This is a genomic window from Thermogutta hypogea (genome assembly GCF_055386265.1).
In genome coordinates this window covers 4,177,397-4,192,321 of sequence record NZ_AP042425.1, presented here as the reverse complement: position 1 = coordinate 4,192,321, position 14,925 = coordinate 4,177,397, and the positions used below count along the sequence as shown (strand labels likewise).

Here is a 14,925-nt window from a genome sequence, read left to right as displayed (position 1 = left end):
CACGCCGATCGCGTTTTCCGGACCGCGTTGTGACATCGCCTCCTCCGTCGGCGTAGGCCGGTGGCAAGGGCGGCGCCGAAGCGTTTTCCATGGTGCATGCGCAGACGGCGGCGTCAACGGGTAGCCTCTGCGGACGGCCTGTATACAATTCGGCATGAGCCGTCGGCGCCGGCCGGCGGGACCCTCGCCATCGCATGCGTCGCCCCGTCGTTTGCCTCGGGTGATTCTCCCGAGGTTATGACGGCCGTCGAGCCTGCGGTTGCGGTGGGATCAGGCAAGAGAATGAGACATCGACAAGGAGCCGAATGCGATGCGTGTTGATCGTCGCGAGTTTCTGAATGAGGCGGTCGCCGGCTCAGCGGGCGTGCTGTTGGGCGGCGGAATGGCGGCACACTCGACCGCGGCGGCCGAGGCCCCCGTTTCCCGCGACCCCACGGCTTGGGTACCGCTCGGCAAATCGCTCACCGTCCCGCGGATCGGGATCGGCTTCGGCGTCAAATCGTACAATCGCCAGTCGAACCTCACGCGGCGGGGTCTGGATCACGCCGAACGGATTGTTCGTTATGCCTACGATTCCGGCATCCGCCTGTTCGACAACGCCGATCTCTACGGCAGCCACGGCTACGTGGGCAAGGTCCTGCGCGATAAGCCCCGTGACAGCTACGCCCTGATCTCCAAGGTCTGGTTCCTTCCCGGGGGATTGCCGGAACCGGAACGCCAGGATGCCGGCGACGCCGTGCGGCGTTTCTTAAAGGAGCTGGGAACGGACTATATCGATCTGGTGCAGATTCACTGCATGACCGCCCGCGATTGGACCTCCGCCATGCGGCGGCAAATGGATCAGTTGGAGGAACTGAAAGAGAAGGGCTTGATTCGCGCGCACGGGGTATCGTGCCATTCCGTGGCCGCCCTCGAAGCCGCCGCCGAGTCCGATTGGGTGGAGGTGGTCCACGCCCGGTTCAATCACCTGGGCACCAAGATGGACGACCGCCCCGAGGTCGTGCAGCCCATTCTGAAACGGATTCACGACGCGGGAAAAGGCGTGATCGCCATGAAGGTCGTCGGCGAGGGAGCCTTCAGCAAAGACCCCGAGCTGCGAGAGAAGGCCCTGCGATTCGTGATGGGTTCCGGCTGCGTGGACGTGATGATCGTGGGCTTCGAGTTGGAATCGGAGATGGACGAGTTCAAGTCTCGCGTGGCGGCCGTTTTGGAAGAGCGGACCGTAGCGGCTTAGCGGCGGGTTTTCGCAAGATGCCGTGCGGGTGAACCTGTACGCGATCACCGGTGCTCGCGGCGTTGATGGTTTGTACATTCACCCCCGGCGAGAGACAACAGCCTCTCGGCTTTGACGGCACGCCCGAGTCGCCGTCTCGGCTCAGCGGCGCCACGCGACCTCGATTTCATTCTCCAAGTTCCCGGAGACGAATTTCAAGGCGGCGTGCTGGGCCTTTTGTTTCAGGTGATACGTCGGACAGCGGCCGGTGAGGATCACACCGTCGGCCTGGACCAGGACTTGGAGGTCTTGGATTCCGCCCGCGGTGGCCTCTTCGACGGCCCGTTCGATCTTGGCCGCCAGACGATCACCTTCGGCGACGGCCGGGGCGAGGGGGAATTCCCGCACGCCTCGCAACTGGATCACGACATCCTGGTCGTACGGCAAGAAAGCCATGGCTCCCTCCCTGGGCGGCCCTACGGGTCCTTCATCCGCCGCCCGTCGGCTTTGGAGAGAAATCCCTTTCTCCCGTCCTTCACCTCCCCGTAATCGAAACGCCCTCCATCCCTCTTGGAGAGCGACTAATCCGCCGCGACCGAGACTGCGGCGGTCGAACCGGGACCGCGGACCACAATGCGGTTCACGATTTCGTAATTCCCCGGGCCCGCGATGGCTCGCACCGCCTCTTGTGCCAGTTGTTTGTGATAGAAACTGGAAACCGTGCCCAAAAGGACCACTTTGCCATCTTCAACGGCAGCCGAGATGTCGCGAAGCTCGTACACCGGACTCTCGGCTAATGCCCGACGCAACCGCAGCGCCGTATCCGGCGACACCCCTTGAACCTCGACGACCATCGCTGTCATCCTTGCCTTATGCCCCAATTCTCGATTTTCGATTCAGCACGCGCGGCCAAAGATGAGCAGAGCCGTGGTGAGCGATGGCGTGCCGATCGGAAATCATGTAGTCAGAGTTGAAATCCGGCCGCGAGAACTCGTTTCTCAGGCGACCAATACTATTTATAACGGCGGAACGGGGGAAGTCAACCCTAGAATCGACTCGGCGGGACCGATCGCGGTGAGTCTCTCGGTCAGCCGGCGCAGTCGTCGCTCAGCCGACGGTGATCCGCCGGTGACCTCCGCAGCCCCGCGGCTTTCCGCCTTCGCTCGATCTCGCCGTTCGGATATACTACCGATAATGAAAAGCGCCGCGGATGGGGCAAGACGTGACGGCCGGGGGCCGCCCGGTCCTCGTTCCGTCGGCCGAGGCCGCGCCGGCGCGCGGCGAAATTATCCATCCGGTATGGGTCGGGACCATCGCCTCATCCCGTCATCATGGCACGCGAACCACTCCTTCGACCGCCCGTCGCCGCTCCTGACGACGATCACGACCTCCGCCCGCAGCGGATGGAAGAGATGGTCGGGCAGCGCGAGGTGTACGCGCGGCTCAAGATCGCCATCGACGCCGCGTTGGTACGGCGGGAACCGCTGGGGCATATCCTTTTTGACGGCCCGCCCGGTCTGGGCAAGACCACCTTCGCGATGTGCATTCCCCGCCACCTCGGGGTGGCCGTCCAAATCGCCAGCGGCGCCACCCTCAAGGCCCCGAAGGATTTGATACCCTATCTCACCAACGCCGAGGAGCGATCGGTCCTCTTCGTGGATGAAATCCATCGCATGCACAAATCGGTGGAGGAGTTCCTTTATCCTGCGATGGAGGACTTTCGCATCGACATCACGTTGGGGGAAGGGGTGAACGCGCGGACGCTGAACCTGCGGCTCAAGCCCTTCACCCTGATCGGCGCGACGACGCGGACGGGGTTGATTTCGGCCCCGTTGCGAGACCGCTTTCACATGCGGGAACATTTGGAGTTCTATTCCGTCCCGGAGCTGGCGGAGATCGTCCGCCGCAACGCGGTCAAGCTGCAAATCGAGGTCACCGACGAGGCCGCCGAATTGATCGCCGGGCGGAGTCGCGGAACGCCCCGTATCGCCAACAATCGCCTCCGCTGGATTCGCGATTTCGCCACCGCCAAAGCGGCGGGCAAGGTGTCTCGCAAGGTGGCCGAGGATGCCCTCGCCATGCAAAAGGTAGACCACCTGGGCCTGGATCGGCAAGACCGCCGCTATTTGGAGACCATGGCGCGGGTATTCGGCGGCGGGCCGGTGGGCGTCGAGGCCTTGGCGCACACCATGAACATCCCCGCCGATACCCTGGTCGATGAGGTCGAGCCTTTTCTCCTCCGCTCGGAATTGATCGTCCGCACGCCCCGCGGCCGACGGATGACGGCCAAGGCGTACGAACACCTGGGTTTGCCGCCCGTCACCGCGCCCGGCGACGAGCAGCCCACGCTCTTCGAATGATGGGCGGTCGCCTGACGCAACGAAGCACGCTTGCGTGACCTTCGGTCTCAGCGTGGTACGGCAGCCCCGGACGTAAGTCCGAGGTGCCGGCGCGGCCGATGCCTGCAACGCGGAGAACGTTTTCCGCATTGCATCCGCCGCCGGCTTAGCCGGCTGCTTACACCGGCGGCTTGGGGTGCTCGCCGCGTTGCGAAGGAAGCAAACGGTAGCCTACAATATCGTCCTAATGCGGGAGGGGAATGTCTGATCAGGCCGCTATAGGAGCGGCGGTTTGTATCCGCCGCGCGGCTGCCGTCGGACCGTTTTGCCGAAACCTTCATTCGAAGGCGGATGCTCGGAGGGGATGATCGATGGCCATGTCTTCGCGTCAGCGGGTGCAGGCCGCGCTGCGGCATGAAGAGCCGGATTACGTGCCCCTGGATCTGGGAGGCAGCCCGGTCACGGGGATGCACGTCAGCAGCGTGTATCTGCTGCGCCAGGCCCTGGGCTTGGACGCGCCGGGCACGCCCGTCAAGGTCGTCGAGCCTTATCAAATGCTGGGCGAGATCGATGACCGCCTGATCCGCGCCTTGGGCGTCGACGTCGTCCCGTTGGGCCGCCGCAAGAACATGTTCGGCTACGAAAACAAGGACTGGAGATCGTGGCAATTGTGGGACGGCACGCCGGTCTTGGTACCCGGCGACTTCAATACCGACCCCGAGCCGAACGGCGACATCTTGATGTATCCCGAGGGCGACCGCTCGGCTCCGCCCAGCGGCCGCATGCCGGAGAACGGCTTCTACTTCGACACGATCGTCCGCCAAGAGCCGATCGATGACGACCAATTGAACCCCGACGACAACCTGGAGGAATTCACGCCCATCGCGGATGACGAATTGCAATGGTTGGCCTGCGAGGCGGAGCGTTTGCGTCGGGACGGCGATCGGGCCGTCTTGGCCAACTTCGGGGGGACGGCCTTCGGAGACATCGCGCTGGTGCCCGCCCCCTTCCTCAAACACCCCAAGGGCATCCGCGACGTGGCCGAGTGGTACATGAGCACGGCCTCGCGATTCGATTACGTCTACGCCGTGTTCGAGCGGCAGTGCGAGATCGGCATCCGCAACCTGGAGCGCGTTTACGAGGCGGTGGGCGACCGCGTGGATGCGGTGTTCATCACGGGCACCGATTTCGGGCAGCAACAGGGGCCGTTCATCAGTCCGGCCAGTTATCGTCGCTTGTACAAGCCCTTCCACCGCCGGGTGAACGATTGGGTTCACGAAAACACGCCCTGGAAGACGTTCATCCATTCCTGCGGCTCGGTAACGGCCTTTTTGGACGACTTCGTGGAGGCAGGCTTCGACATCTTGAATCCCGTCCAGTGCTCCGCCGCGGGCATGGATGCCGCCCTTCTGAAACGCAAGTATGGGGATAAGCTGACGTTTTGGGGCGGAGGCGTGGACACGCAAAAGACGCTCCCCTTCGGCTCGCCCGACGACGTCCGCTGGGAGGTCCGCGAACGGATTCGCACGTTTTCGCCGGGCGGGGGATTCGTCTTCAATACGGTCCACAACGTGCAGGCCGGTGTGCCCGTCGAAAACCTGTTGGCGCTCTACGAATCCGTGAATACCTGCCGCGGCCTGCCGTTTCCGGCGGCTTGATTTTCGCACCCGGCGTCTGCTCGCCGAACCCCGCGGACGGAAACCGCGAGCGTCAGCGTCGGACGTGAGCCTCGGAAGTTAGCCTGATGTGGAGGTGCCGGTCGCGCGTGCGAGCCAAAGAACATTTCGGCGCTGCATCCACTGCGGGCTTGCGCCCGCGGTTCTTGTCCGCGATGCGATATGGCATTGCCGGGCCGCCCGACCTCAGCCGGCCGTCAGTCCCCGGAACATGAAAAAGGCCGCCGCGGTCAGCGAAATGCCTGCCGCCACAAAATCCCAACTGAAATTCTGCCGCATGTACGTGGTGGCGAAGACCGCGAAGACGGCCATGGTGATGATCTCCTGCATCACCTTCAACTGATAGAGCGAATAGACGCCGCTGCCGATGCGGTTCGCCGGCACCTGCAAGCAGTACTCGAAAAAGGCGATTCCCCAACTGGCCAGAATCGCCAGGAAGATGGGGGCGTGCTTGAGGTCCTTCAAATGGCCGTACCAGGCGTACGTCATGAAGATATTGGAGCCGATCAGCAATAAGATGGGTAACACGCGCGGCCAAAACATAGAGCTTTCTCGCTAAAGCGCTGAACGTCAAATGACGCTGCCGGTTGCACGGGGCAACGCCGGCAAGCGCCACGCTCGCCGGAAGGCGGCTCGTCGCCCCGAACGCAGCGCGACACAAGGAAAGGTGGGGAAAGGGCGAGAAGAATAGCGTCCGCCAGGAAACGCGTCAATCCGAGCCGGCACTTCAACGTTGGCGAACGGGGCGGACGGAGCGAGGAGGTGCGAGGGCTTTCACCAGCCCATCACCATATTGGACTCGATGACCTTTTTCGCCCGTTCCAGGTCCACGCCCGTCTCTTGCATATATAGTCGAATGGCGTGGATTTTGTCTCCGGCGGCCCGGGCCAAACAGTCGCGGGCGACGTTGCAGGGGTCCGTCCTCTCGCCCAATCCCAGACCCAAGGCGGCCTTGGAAATCACCCAGGTATTTCTCGGCCGCTTGGCCAAGCGGAGCAGCTTTTCGCGGGGATAACTCGCCTGCACCACTTCCCGGGCGGCTTCTTCGCTCTCCGCCCAAGTAATCAGGATGTGGCACTCGGTCTCAATTTCGTAAAGCGGCATGGAAGGCAGAACCTCTCTCCGGAACGGACCAGTACGAAGCGACTCGGGACAAGCCTGCGCCCGAAATACTCAGCTCAGCCGGTTTGAATCTCCTAACTCGCGGAGTGCCTCGGCATGACGTCGCCGCATCACCCGAAGCCGAATAGTTATTATACCCGGGCGAACCATTTCGTCGTCGCCCCACCGAAAAGGGAGGCATTTCCACTAATATGGGTTATCCCTTGTGTCATCGGAAGGCCGTCAAATCATATTGTGTCTGGCAAAAATCTCGACGGCTGAGGTCCCCATCTCCAATTCCCGGCGGACTTCGGAACGTTTTCGCGCTCGTTCCACCGCCGCATTGGCGACATCCGCTTCGGCCCCTTGGGGAATGAGGCAGACGCCCTCGTGGTCTCCGAACACCAAGTCGCCGGGACGGACTCGGACGGTGCCGATTTCGACGGTGGCGCGGAAGTCCACGACTTTGCCGCGGATACGTTGGTCCTGCGCGAACGAGCCGCGGCAGAAGATGGGGAAATTCATGCGGAGGAGGGCGGCCGTATCGCGGACGCAACCGTCCACTAAAGCCCCGGCGGCGCGCAGCCGCTGTGCCCGCAGCGTCATCAATTCGCTCCACATCGCCAAATGATTGCGCCCCCCCGTGGCGAGGAAGACCTCACCCGGCCGGAGATCGTCCAACGCCTCCAGCATCAAGCCGAAGGGCTTGGCAAAGACGGGGTTGAGACCGCTGGGGGAGAAAGTCTCGAAGCAGTCGGCGAATAGGACGGGCATGGCCCGGCCGACGATCGTCATCCGCGGCTCCAAGGGCCGAATGGCGTTGGGCAAAAACTGCGCCCCCAGCCCGAACTGATCCAGCACTTCGCCGACGATCGCCGTCGAAAGCTCTTGCCGGAACAGGGCAAAGATCTGCTCATCGTTTTTCGTTTGGTTCATGGTAGGCGTCCCCAGTGCGTCGGGCGAATGCGTCACGCGGCCCAGCCCGGCTCGACCACGATCTCCGCCTGGGATCGTGGTGATCCGGCGGCGGTTCAGATTTAGAGACTGTTCCCCAAGTAAGTCTGCCTAATTCTCGCAGATTGTCAACTCATGAGCGACCTTTTTTGCGGTCTTTCCACATCGGGTTGACGCCCAAGGATCGCACTTACGCCCCGGCTACGCCCCCGGCTCGCGTGCCGCATCGGCCGGGACCGTCCTAGAGTAGCATGCGGCACCGCCGTACAATAAAGGGGTGAGCTACCTTCCGGCTACGCCGACGCCGTAGCTGCGCTCGTGTTTCATTCCCGCAAACGACCCGGACCGGTCGCCGCGAGTCGATGGCATTGGCAATGTGTTCGATGAAGAGTTGACGCAATGATGAGCGATCCAGTTCACCCGTCGCCGGAGGATTCGGCCGGTCAAGTCCGCCCTCAGTCGGAGCCGGAAAACGAGCCGCGGGTTCAGGTTCCGCCTTCCGACGAGCAGCGCGGCGACCAAGAAGATTCCGCGGGAGAAGCGGCCTTGGATGCGAGCGGACGCCCGGCCAAGCGGAAGATCTTGATCGGCTCGCAGCGTGATCCCGCCGCGTACCGCGCCGGGCCGGGCGCGTCCTTGACACCGGGCAAGCGACGGCCTCCCGTCGCGGCGGAGAGTTCCACGGCAAAAAAGAGCGGAACGGCGGACGACGGCGCCGCGGAGCCGGTCTCGCAGGCCGGCGGCACGGCTCCGGCGACCGATTCCCTTCCCGACGTGATGCCGCAGCCCGTCGGGGATTTCCCAGCGGACGACTTGGAAGAAGAAGACGACGAGGCTGCCGAGGAGCAGGCCCGCCTGAACGCCGAGATCGAACGCCTCAAAGCCGAGGTCGCGGAGTCCGTGGGCGACTTTCAGCCGGTGGGCACCCCGGCCGTTTCTTTCAAGCGCCAGGCGCTCCCGCCCGACTTGCAACGCGAGCTGGACGAGGCGTTGGGCGATGCCTCGCTCGACTCGTTGATCGACGAGACGACGGAGAAGGTCAAGCTCGGAAGGTTGGAGGCCGATTCCCGCCATCTGGGAAAAATCTTGGCCGTCCACCGGGAGAACGTCTTCGTGGAGCTTGGCTCGCGGGAGCAAGGCATTGTGCCCATGAAGTGGTTTCGCGAGCCGCCGGAGGTCGGGCAACCGGTGGAGGTCCGCGTGGTGCGGTACGTCCCGGAGGAAGGGCTGTACGAACTGACGCTGCCGGCGGCGGCGGCCGACGTGGCCGACTGGGCCGACATCGCCAAGGACATGCTCGTCGAGGCCAAGGTCACAGCGGCCAATTCCGGCGGATTGGAAGTCCAGGTCAACCGCCTACGGGGCTTCATCCCCATCAGCCAGATCGACCTCTTTCGGGTGGAGAGTCCCGAGGATTACGTCGGGCAAACGTTCACCTGCTTGGTGATCGAGGTCAATCCCCAGCGCAAGAACTTGGTGCTCAGCCGCCGCGCCGTGCTGGAACGGGAACGTGAGCAGGCTCAGAAGGCGCTCTGGGATTCCCTCGCGCCGGGACAGGTCCGCGACGGCGTGATTCGCAAATTGATGGATTTCGGCGCCTTCGTGGATATCGGTGGGGCGGAGGGATTGCTGCACGTCAGCCAGATGGCCTGGGGACGCGTCAAACATCCCAGCGAACTCTTCCGCGAAGGCCAGAGCATCAAGGTCCGAATCGACAAGCTGGATCGTGATGCTCGCAAGATCAGCCTGGCCTACCGCGACCTGATGTACAACCCTTGGGACGAGGCCGGCAAAAAGTACCTTCCCGGCAGCATTTGGAAGGGCACCGTTACGCGGCTGATGGACTTCGGGGCCTTCGTGGAACTGGAACCGGGAGTGGAGGGGCTGGTCCACATTTCCGAGCTGTCGCTGAAGCGCGTGAACCGCGTCAAGGACGTCGTTCAGGAAGGCGACGCGGTGGACGTGATGGTGCTGTCGTTCGATCCGGAAACCCGCCGCATCGGACTGTCCATCAAGGCCCTGCTGCAAAAGCAGGCGGAGGAGGCCGCGGCCGGCGAACCGGCGGAAGCCGGCGAAGAACCGTCGGCCGAAGCGGAACCGCCCAAGCCGGCCAAGAAGCTCAAGCCCGTCGGGCCGCTCAAGGGCGGGCTGGGGCAGTCGCCGGGCGGCGCCAAGTTCGGCCTAAAATGGTAACAACGGCTCGACCGCAGGTGCTGGTGAAGGATCCGTCCGCTCGGATCGCCGCGGCCGATCGATGCGGCGTTTTGCCGACCCGCATCGCCTTGCGCGAGGAAAGGCAGCGACTCCTCGCGATTCCGCGGCGTCGGGCGTAGTTTCATCTCGAATAAGTGCGCGATCATCCATGGAAACGACTTCGCCGACGACCGGCTCCCCTCCACGTCCCTCGCTGCCGCGCTGGCTGAAACGTAACATCCCCAAGGGGGACGCCGGCCGGTTCACCGCCGACGTGATCGAGGATTTGTCCCTGGTCACGGTGTGCGAAGAGGCCAAGTGTCCCAACCGCATGGAGTGCTATGCCCACCGCACGGCCACGTTCATGATCTTGGGCGATGTGTGCACGCGGCGGTGCGGCTTTTGCAGCGTGGCCAAGGGCAAGACGCGGCCGGTCGATCCCGCGGAGCCGCAGCGGGTGGCCGAGGCCGCGCGGCGTCTGGGTTTGCGGCACGTCGTCATCACCTGCGTCACCCGCGACGATCTGCCGGACGGCGGGGCCGAGCACTTCGTGCGGACCATCGCCGCCGTCCGCGAGCGGTGTGCCGCCACGGTCGAAGTCTTGCCGTCCGACTTCGCGGGCAACGGCGAAGCGGTGGATCGCGTCGTGGACGCCGCTCCCGACGTTTACAATCACAATACTGAGACCGTGCCGCGGTTGTATCCCACGGTCCGCGGGCGAAAGGCCGACTACCGCTGGACGCTGGAAATGTTCCGCCGCATCAAGCGCCGCAACCCGGCCGTCCGCACCAAGAGCGGCCTGATGCTGGGGCTGGGCGAAACGTGGGGCGAACTCCTCGATACGTTCGCCGATCTGCTCGAGGCGGGCGTGGAAATGCTGACGCTGGGGCAATACCTTCAGCCCGCGCCCGAGAGCCTTCCCGTCGTCCGCTTCCTCCACCCGCAAGAGTTCGACGAGATCGGTCGGGCGGCACGGAGGATGGGCTTCCACCGCGTGGCGAGCGGCCCGTTCGTCCGCTCCAGCTACCACGCGCGAGATATGGTCGTCCCTTTGGACGCGCCGGCCCGCGACTACGGTTCGCTGAACGCCTCCGCGATCGATGTGTGACCGGGGGGAGCGAGCGGCGGCGGTACAAGGATGGAGAAACCGGGCGACACCGGTCGCGCGCCGGGCGTCGGTCGGCCCGGCGAAGGAGGTTCAGACCGATACCATGTTGCTCTTCTTCTCGGCCGGCGAACCGAGCGGCGACCAGCACGCGGCGGAATTGCTCCGCGAATTGCGGGCTTGGGATGATAAGGTGCGGGCGGTGGGATTCGGCGGACCCCGCCTCCGCGCGGCCGGTTGCGCGCTGTTCCAAGACCTGACGCAACATGCCGTGATGTGGTTCCGCCGGGCGGGCGGAGCGTTGCTCTTCTATCGTAGGCTGTACTTCCAAGCGGAGGCCTACCTCCGCGATCACCGCCCCGACGCCGTGATTCTGATCGACTATCCCGGCTTCAATTGGTGGATCGCCCATGCGGCCAAGAAGCACGGCGTACCGGTCTTCTACTACGTCCCGCCTCAGATTTGGTCTTGGGCACGGTGGCGGGTGACCAAGATGCGGCGGTTGATCGACCACACCTTCGCCTGCCTGCCCTTCGAGGCATCCTGGTTTCAGGCCCGGGGCTGCCCCACCACCTACGTCGGTCATCCCAGTTTCGACGAGGCGGCGCGCCATGCCTACGATGAAGCCTTCGTCCGCGGGGCGATGGAGAGCGGGCCGTTGCTGACGGTCTTGCCCGGCTCGCGAGATCAGGAAATCGAGGCCAACGCGGGGATGCTGTACCGCTGCGTGGAGCGGGTCCGCGCGGCGGTGCCCGGCGTCCGTGTCGCGGTGGCCGCATTCCGTGAGAGACACGCGGCCCGCTTCGCCGTCAAGGCAACCGGCCGGAATCCGCCCGCCGTGGAAACGGGAGATTGGACCGACCGCGGCGTGGAAGCCTTGCCCGGCTGGCGGTTCTACGTCGGCCGGACCCCCGAACTGATCCGCGCGGCGACCTGCTGCGTGTCGGTCTCCGGCTCCGTCTCGTTGGAATTGCTGTATCAAGAGAAGCCCAGCGTCATCGTGTACTACATCAACCCCTTTGCGTATTGGGTGCAAAATCGCTTTCGGCGCGTGAGGTATATTACCCTGGTCAACCTACTGGCGGACGGCGGCCTGGACGACTCCGACCTGCGGCTGTACGATCCCCGTTCGCCGCGTGCCGACCGGGCCGTCTTTCCCGAATATTTGACGTATCGGGATCGGAGCGAGGACATGGCGGGGCACTTGATCGGCTGGTTGCAGGAGCCGGCCCGACGCGAGCAAGTCGTGGAACGATTGGCCTCGCTCAAACGCGCCTTGGCTTGGGAAGGGGCGTCGCGCCGAGCCGCCCAAGCCGTTTATCAAGCCGTGGACCGCGCCAGGGGCCGAACCGCGACGGAACCGTCGGCCGCCGGCCCGACCCGCACCGGCAACGCCGCGACGCATTGACTTTTGGATCGGTCGGCAAGGGGGCGGCAGCCGCCCTGCGCTCTCCCCTTCGCCCCGGATGGAGGTGACTCATGCTCGGCGGGGGACAATCCCAAACGCCTTACGACCTGCACTTCGTGATCTTCAACATCCCCGTCCGCGTACACCCCTTCTTCTGGATCGCGATTGCGATCCTGGGGGCGGGAAACCGCGACCTCTTCGGCATCGTAAGTTGGTTGCTGGCCGCGTTTGTGGGCGTGTTGCTGCACGAATTGGGCCACGCCCTCACCATGCAGTCCTTCGGTTTCTATCCCAGCATCACGCTCTACGGCCTGGGCGGATACACCGAATTCGGCGTGATGCGCAATCCTTACGCCGGAAGGCTTTCTCCGGCGGCGAGAATCCTCATCACGGCGGCCGGCCCGGCCGCGGGCTTCGCTGCCGCCGCCGCCCTGACCGCGATCTTGATGCTCCTGCGTTTCCACACCATCGTCTACGTCGGACCGCCCCTCGGCGTGATGGTCCTGCTCCGCGAAGTCGTGATCAGCCCCTGGATGACCGATTTCCTCAATGACCTGTTTTTCGTGCTCATTGCGTGGGGCGTCTTGAACCTGATTCCCGTCCTTCCTTTGGATGGCGGCCAAATCGCCCGGGAGTTGTTGGGCCTGCGCAATCCCGCCTTGGGCGCTTACCGCGCCGCGGCCATGTCCTTCGTCATCGGCGGCGCCATGGCCGCCTTGTGCATTCTCTCCGGCAATTGGTTCTTGGCCATCTTGTTCGGCTATTTGGCCTATATGAACTACGCGGGCCTCACGATGCGGTGGTAGAGCGAGCGGGTTGAGCCCGGCGCGAACAAGCGATTCGGCGGGCGGTGTCCCGCAGAACCGCCGCATTCGCCGGATCATGCCGATCGCGGCAAGACGGCAATGTCTCTCAAGACGGAATTTAACGATTGCGCAGCCTGCGCAAGACGTGTCATCGCAAAATGCATCCCGCAGGTGGAGTTTCGGTCGATCCGCCGTTGGGCGTTGGAAACGCTGTGTTATATTGAAGAAGAAGTTCGTCCTGCGAATCGCGGACGGCATTCCCCAGAGATTGGTACCGATACCCGTTGGGCGTGTTTGCGGGCGACGGCGTCCGCTTCGATGACGCGGGGTTTCGGTTTGGCTGCCGAGAGCGGTCTCGGCGACGGTGGATGTTGTGAGGCACTGCTTGCCCGGCTCGCCGTCGGAGTTGTGTCGGACGTTTTTATCACAGAAAGGGAGTCAGCCGTGTCGAATCCATTCGATTTACCCGAGGAAAAGGATCCCGTGACGGCCGCCGAGGGAAAGCAGGAGTCCGGCGAACAGCCGGCGGGCGAGGTCCAGCGGCAACCGCAGCAGCCCGCCGCGCAGCGCGTCGCCCTGCAAATCGATGACAGCAAGGTCAATGCCTTGTACGCCAACTTTTGCCGCGTGACGGGCACGCCGGAGGAATTGATCATCGACTTCGGACTCAATCCGCAGCCGATCGGGGTTCCCTCTCAACCCATTGTCATCAACCAGCGGATTGTGATGAACTTCTATACCGCCAAGCGGATGTTGCACGCGCTGCAATTGACGCTCCAGCGGCACGAAGCTACCTTCGGCGTGTTGGAGACGGATATCCAGAAGCGGGTTCGGGCGATGCCCAGCCAACCGCGGCCGCAAGGCTGACAACCTCCGACCGGACACAGGCATGCCCGGCAGGGAAGCGCCGCCGTCGGGGCCGCGAACCTGGGCCGCAAATGCCTGAAGTCGGTAAATAGTCGTATTCAATGCCGGGCCGAGGAGATGCACGCCATCCCCTCGGCCTGAGCCTTTTTCTTGGGAGCACTTGGCGACCGCCCGGCACGCCGCGTCCTCCGGTCGCTCCGGCGCGCAGCGTTCTACCCGGCGTCACGGGCGATGGGCCATGATCACCGAGTTCATGGCCTCCGAACGGAGCCGGAGGAAAGGTTCCCGAAAACCGGCCGCTTGCAGGTCTTCTTGGTATTCCGCCAGCGTATAGGTATTGCCTTTGGGGGTGTTCGCCAGCATGTTGACGGCGAAGAGCGCTCCTTCGAAGGGAGCAGTGCGACAAGGCTCCAGAACCACATCGCGAATGGCGATCCTCCCGCCGGGGGCCAAGGCCTCGAACACCTTACGGAACAATGCCCGGTTCTGCTCCCGCGAATTCTGGTGCGCGATCGCCGAGACCCAAGCGAAGTCCGCTCCGCCGGGCAACGGATCCGCGTAGAAGTCGCCCGTCACGAACTGAATGCGGTCGCTGAGCCCCTTTTCCCGAGCCAATCGCTGGGCCTGGACCACGGCATGGGGGAGATCGAAGTAGATTGCCCGGGCGTGGGGCAGGGCGCGAAGGAAGGCGAACGTCCAGGTGCCCGGTCCCCCACCCACGTCCAACAGCGTCCGAAACTCCAGCGGCTGCAAATCGGCGACCAAGGCGTCCGCGATATCCCGCGATACGGATTCCATGGCCAGGATGAAATCGGCCAAGTCGGCGGCGGGGCCTCGAATGCCGGAAGGCTTGGGAGCCGGTATGCCCGACTTCACCGTCCAGGCCAATTGCACCCAGGCTCGCATGACGTTCATGCGGTGCCGGATCATGGGGGCCGCAGTGACCGGCGAATGATCGGACAGGCACGCCCGCATCGCATCCGTCACATGGTAACGATCGGCCTCCTTCTTGAGGACCTGAATAGCGGTCAATGCGTCCAGCAGGATCGTCAGGGCACGCAAGTCGGTCTCCGTGCGCCGGGCCAACTCCGCGGCCGTATCCCCTTGCGGCGAGAGGGCGTCAAAAATCCCCAATTCCGCGGCGGCCCCCAGAATGCAGGCCTGCCGAAAGCCGTCGCTCAAACCCATCAACCACGCTTTGGTTTCCGCAATATCGGTCACAAGCCCTTCCTCCAATCAAAGGGGATGGATTGCGAATACTCC

At 63.9% G+C, this 14,925-nt stretch carries 14 protein-coding genes; 8 read left to right on the top strand and 6 right to left on the bottom strand.

All coding sequences use genetic code 11. The features are described 5' to 3' along the window. Positions 1-310: 310 nt before the first annotated feature. Positions 311-1,234, top strand: a complete 924-nt coding sequence (locus tag ACZ5B4_RS15085; protein ID WP_464912060.1) for an aldo/keto reductase — start codon at positions 311-313, stop codon at positions 1,232-1,234. A gap of 141 nt (positions 1,235-1,375) precedes the next feature. Here the strand turns inward: ACZ5B4_RS15085 and ACZ5B4_RS15080 are convergent, their stop codons facing one another. Then, on the bottom strand, positions 1,376-1,669 hold the full coding sequence (locus ACZ5B4_RS15080) for a BON domain-containing protein (protein WP_464912059.1): 294 nt from the start codon (positions 1,667-1,669) through the stop codon (positions 1,376-1,378). A 125-nt stretch (positions 1,670-1,794) separates the two neighbouring features. After that, positions 1,795-2,067 (bottom strand): BON domain-containing protein, encoded by a 273-nt coding sequence (locus ACZ5B4_RS15075; protein WP_464912058.1) that lies wholly within the window; start codon positions 2,065-2,067, stop codon positions 1,795-1,797. 477 nt (positions 2,068-2,544) lie between these two features. Between ACZ5B4_RS15075 and ruvB the strand changes: the two genes are divergently transcribed. Beyond that, positions 2,545-3,573: a Holliday junction branch migration DNA helicase RuvB gene (gene ruvB / locus ACZ5B4_RS15070; protein ID WP_464912057.1), complete on the top strand. Its 1,029-nt coding sequence runs from the start codon at positions 2,545-2,547 to the stop codon at positions 3,571-3,573. A gap of 356 nt (positions 3,574-3,929) precedes the next feature. Beyond that, a complete protein-coding gene (locus ACZ5B4_RS15065) occupies positions 3,930-5,210 on the top strand; it encodes a uroporphyrinogen decarboxylase family protein (RefSeq protein ID WP_464912056.1) in 1,281 nt (426 codons plus the stop codon). 204 nt (positions 5,211-5,414) lie between these two features. Here the strand turns inward: ACZ5B4_RS15065 and ACZ5B4_RS15060 are convergent, their stop codons facing one another. From ACZ5B4_RS15060 to ACZ5B4_RS15050, 3 genes are all read right to left on the bottom strand, one after another. Beyond that, entirely contained in the window at positions 5,415-5,771 is a 357-nt protein-coding gene (locus ACZ5B4_RS15060; protein WP_464912055.1) for a DMT family protein, read from the bottom strand. Positions 5,772-6,002: 231 nt separating this feature from the next. Beyond that, positions 6,003-6,332, bottom strand: coding sequence for a DUF6793 family protein (locus ACZ5B4_RS15055; RefSeq protein WP_464912054.1), 330 nt, complete (start codon positions 6,330-6,332; stop codon positions 6,003-6,005). A 240-nt stretch (positions 6,333-6,572) separates the two neighbouring features. After that, on the bottom strand, positions 6,573-7,265 hold the full coding sequence (locus tag ACZ5B4_RS15050) for an RraA family protein (protein ID WP_464912053.1): 693 nt from the start codon (positions 7,263-7,265) through the stop codon (positions 6,573-6,575). A gap of 417 nt (positions 7,266-7,682) precedes the next feature. Between ACZ5B4_RS15050 and ACZ5B4_RS15045 the strand changes: the two genes are divergently transcribed. The 5 genes from ACZ5B4_RS15045 (at position 7,683) to ACZ5B4_RS15025 (ending at position 13,662) form a co-directional block, all read left to right on the top strand. Beyond that, positions 7,683-9,476 (top strand): 30S ribosomal protein S1, encoded by a 1,794-nt coding sequence (locus ACZ5B4_RS15045; RefSeq protein WP_464912052.1) that lies wholly within the window; start codon positions 7,683-7,685, stop codon positions 9,474-9,476. 169 nt (positions 9,477-9,645) lie between these two features. Then, the gene (gene lipA / locus ACZ5B4_RS15040; protein ID WP_464912051.1) at positions 9,646-10,584 is read left to right on the top strand and encodes a lipoyl synthase; all 939 of its coding nucleotides are present in this window, start codon (positions 9,646-9,648) and stop codon (positions 10,582-10,584) included. Between the two features lie 103 nt (positions 10,585-10,687). Beyond that, positions 10,688-11,989 (top strand): lipid-A-disaccharide synthase, encoded by a 1,302-nt coding sequence (locus ACZ5B4_RS15035; RefSeq protein WP_464912050.1) that lies wholly within the window; start codon positions 10,688-10,690, stop codon positions 11,987-11,989. A 71-nt stretch (positions 11,990-12,060) separates the two neighbouring features. After that, positions 12,061-12,795 carry a site-2 protease family protein gene (locus ACZ5B4_RS15030; protein ID WP_464912049.1) on the top strand — a complete coding sequence of 245 codons (735 nt, stop codon included), beginning with the start codon at positions 12,061-12,063 and terminating at the stop codon, positions 12,793-12,795. A 444-nt stretch (positions 12,796-13,239) separates the two neighbouring features. Further along, positions 13,240-13,662: a DUF3467 domain-containing protein gene (locus ACZ5B4_RS15025; RefSeq protein WP_464912048.1), complete on the top strand. Its 423-nt coding sequence runs from the start codon at positions 13,240-13,242 to the stop codon at positions 13,660-13,662. Positions 13,663-13,884: 222 nt separating this feature from the next. On the opposite strand, the gene ACZ5B4_RS15020 is transcribed toward ACZ5B4_RS15025, so the two are convergent. Beyond that, complete coding sequence (locus ACZ5B4_RS15020; RefSeq protein ID WP_464912047.1) at positions 13,885-14,883, bottom strand: methyltransferase; 999 nt, start codon at positions 14,881-14,883, stop codon at positions 13,885-13,887. Positions 14,884-14,925: the final 42 nt, after the last annotated feature.

Excerpts from the sequence above, each read along its gene's own strand:
- ACZ5B4_RS15085 (WP_464912060.1), top strand. The coding sequence starts at position 311 with ATGCGTGTTGATCGTCGCGAGTTTCTGAATGAGGCGGTCGCCGGCTCA.
- ACZ5B4_RS15080 (WP_464912059.1), bottom strand. The coding sequence starts at position 1,669 with ATGGCTTTCTTGCCGTACGACCAGGATGTCGTGATCCAGTTGCGAGGC.
- ACZ5B4_RS15075 (WP_464912058.1), bottom strand. The coding sequence starts at position 2,067 with ATGGTCGTCGAGGTTCAAGGGGTGTCGCCGGATACGGCGCTGCGGTTG.
- ruvB (WP_464912057.1), top strand. The coding sequence starts at position 2,545 with ATGGCACGCGAACCACTCCTTCGACCGCCCGTCGCCGCTCCTGACGAC.
- ACZ5B4_RS15065 (WP_464912056.1), top strand. The coding sequence starts at position 3,930 with ATGTCTTCGCGTCAGCGGGTGCAGGCCGCGCTGCGGCATGAAGAGCCG.
- ACZ5B4_RS15060 (WP_464912055.1), bottom strand. The coding sequence starts at position 5,771 with ATGTTTTGGCCGCGCGTGTTACCCATCTTATTGCTGATCGGCTCCAAT.
- ACZ5B4_RS15055 (WP_464912054.1), bottom strand. The coding sequence starts at position 6,332 with ATGCCGCTTTACGAAATTGAGACCGAGTGCCACATCCTGATTACTTGG.
- ACZ5B4_RS15050 (WP_464912053.1), bottom strand. The coding sequence starts at position 7,265 with ATGAACCAAACGAAAAACGATGAGCAGATCTTTGCCCTGTTCCGGCAA.
- ACZ5B4_RS15045 (WP_464912052.1), top strand. The coding sequence starts at position 7,683 with ATGATGAGCGATCCAGTTCACCCGTCGCCGGAGGATTCGGCCGGTCAA.
- lipA (WP_464912051.1), top strand. The coding sequence starts at position 9,646 with ATGGAAACGACTTCGCCGACGACCGGCTCCCCTCCACGTCCCTCGCTG.
- ACZ5B4_RS15035 (WP_464912050.1), top strand. The coding sequence starts at position 10,688 with ATGTTGCTCTTCTTCTCGGCCGGCGAACCGAGCGGCGACCAGCACGCG.
- ACZ5B4_RS15030 (WP_464912049.1), top strand. The coding sequence starts at position 12,061 with ATGCTCGGCGGGGGACAATCCCAAACGCCTTACGACCTGCACTTCGTG.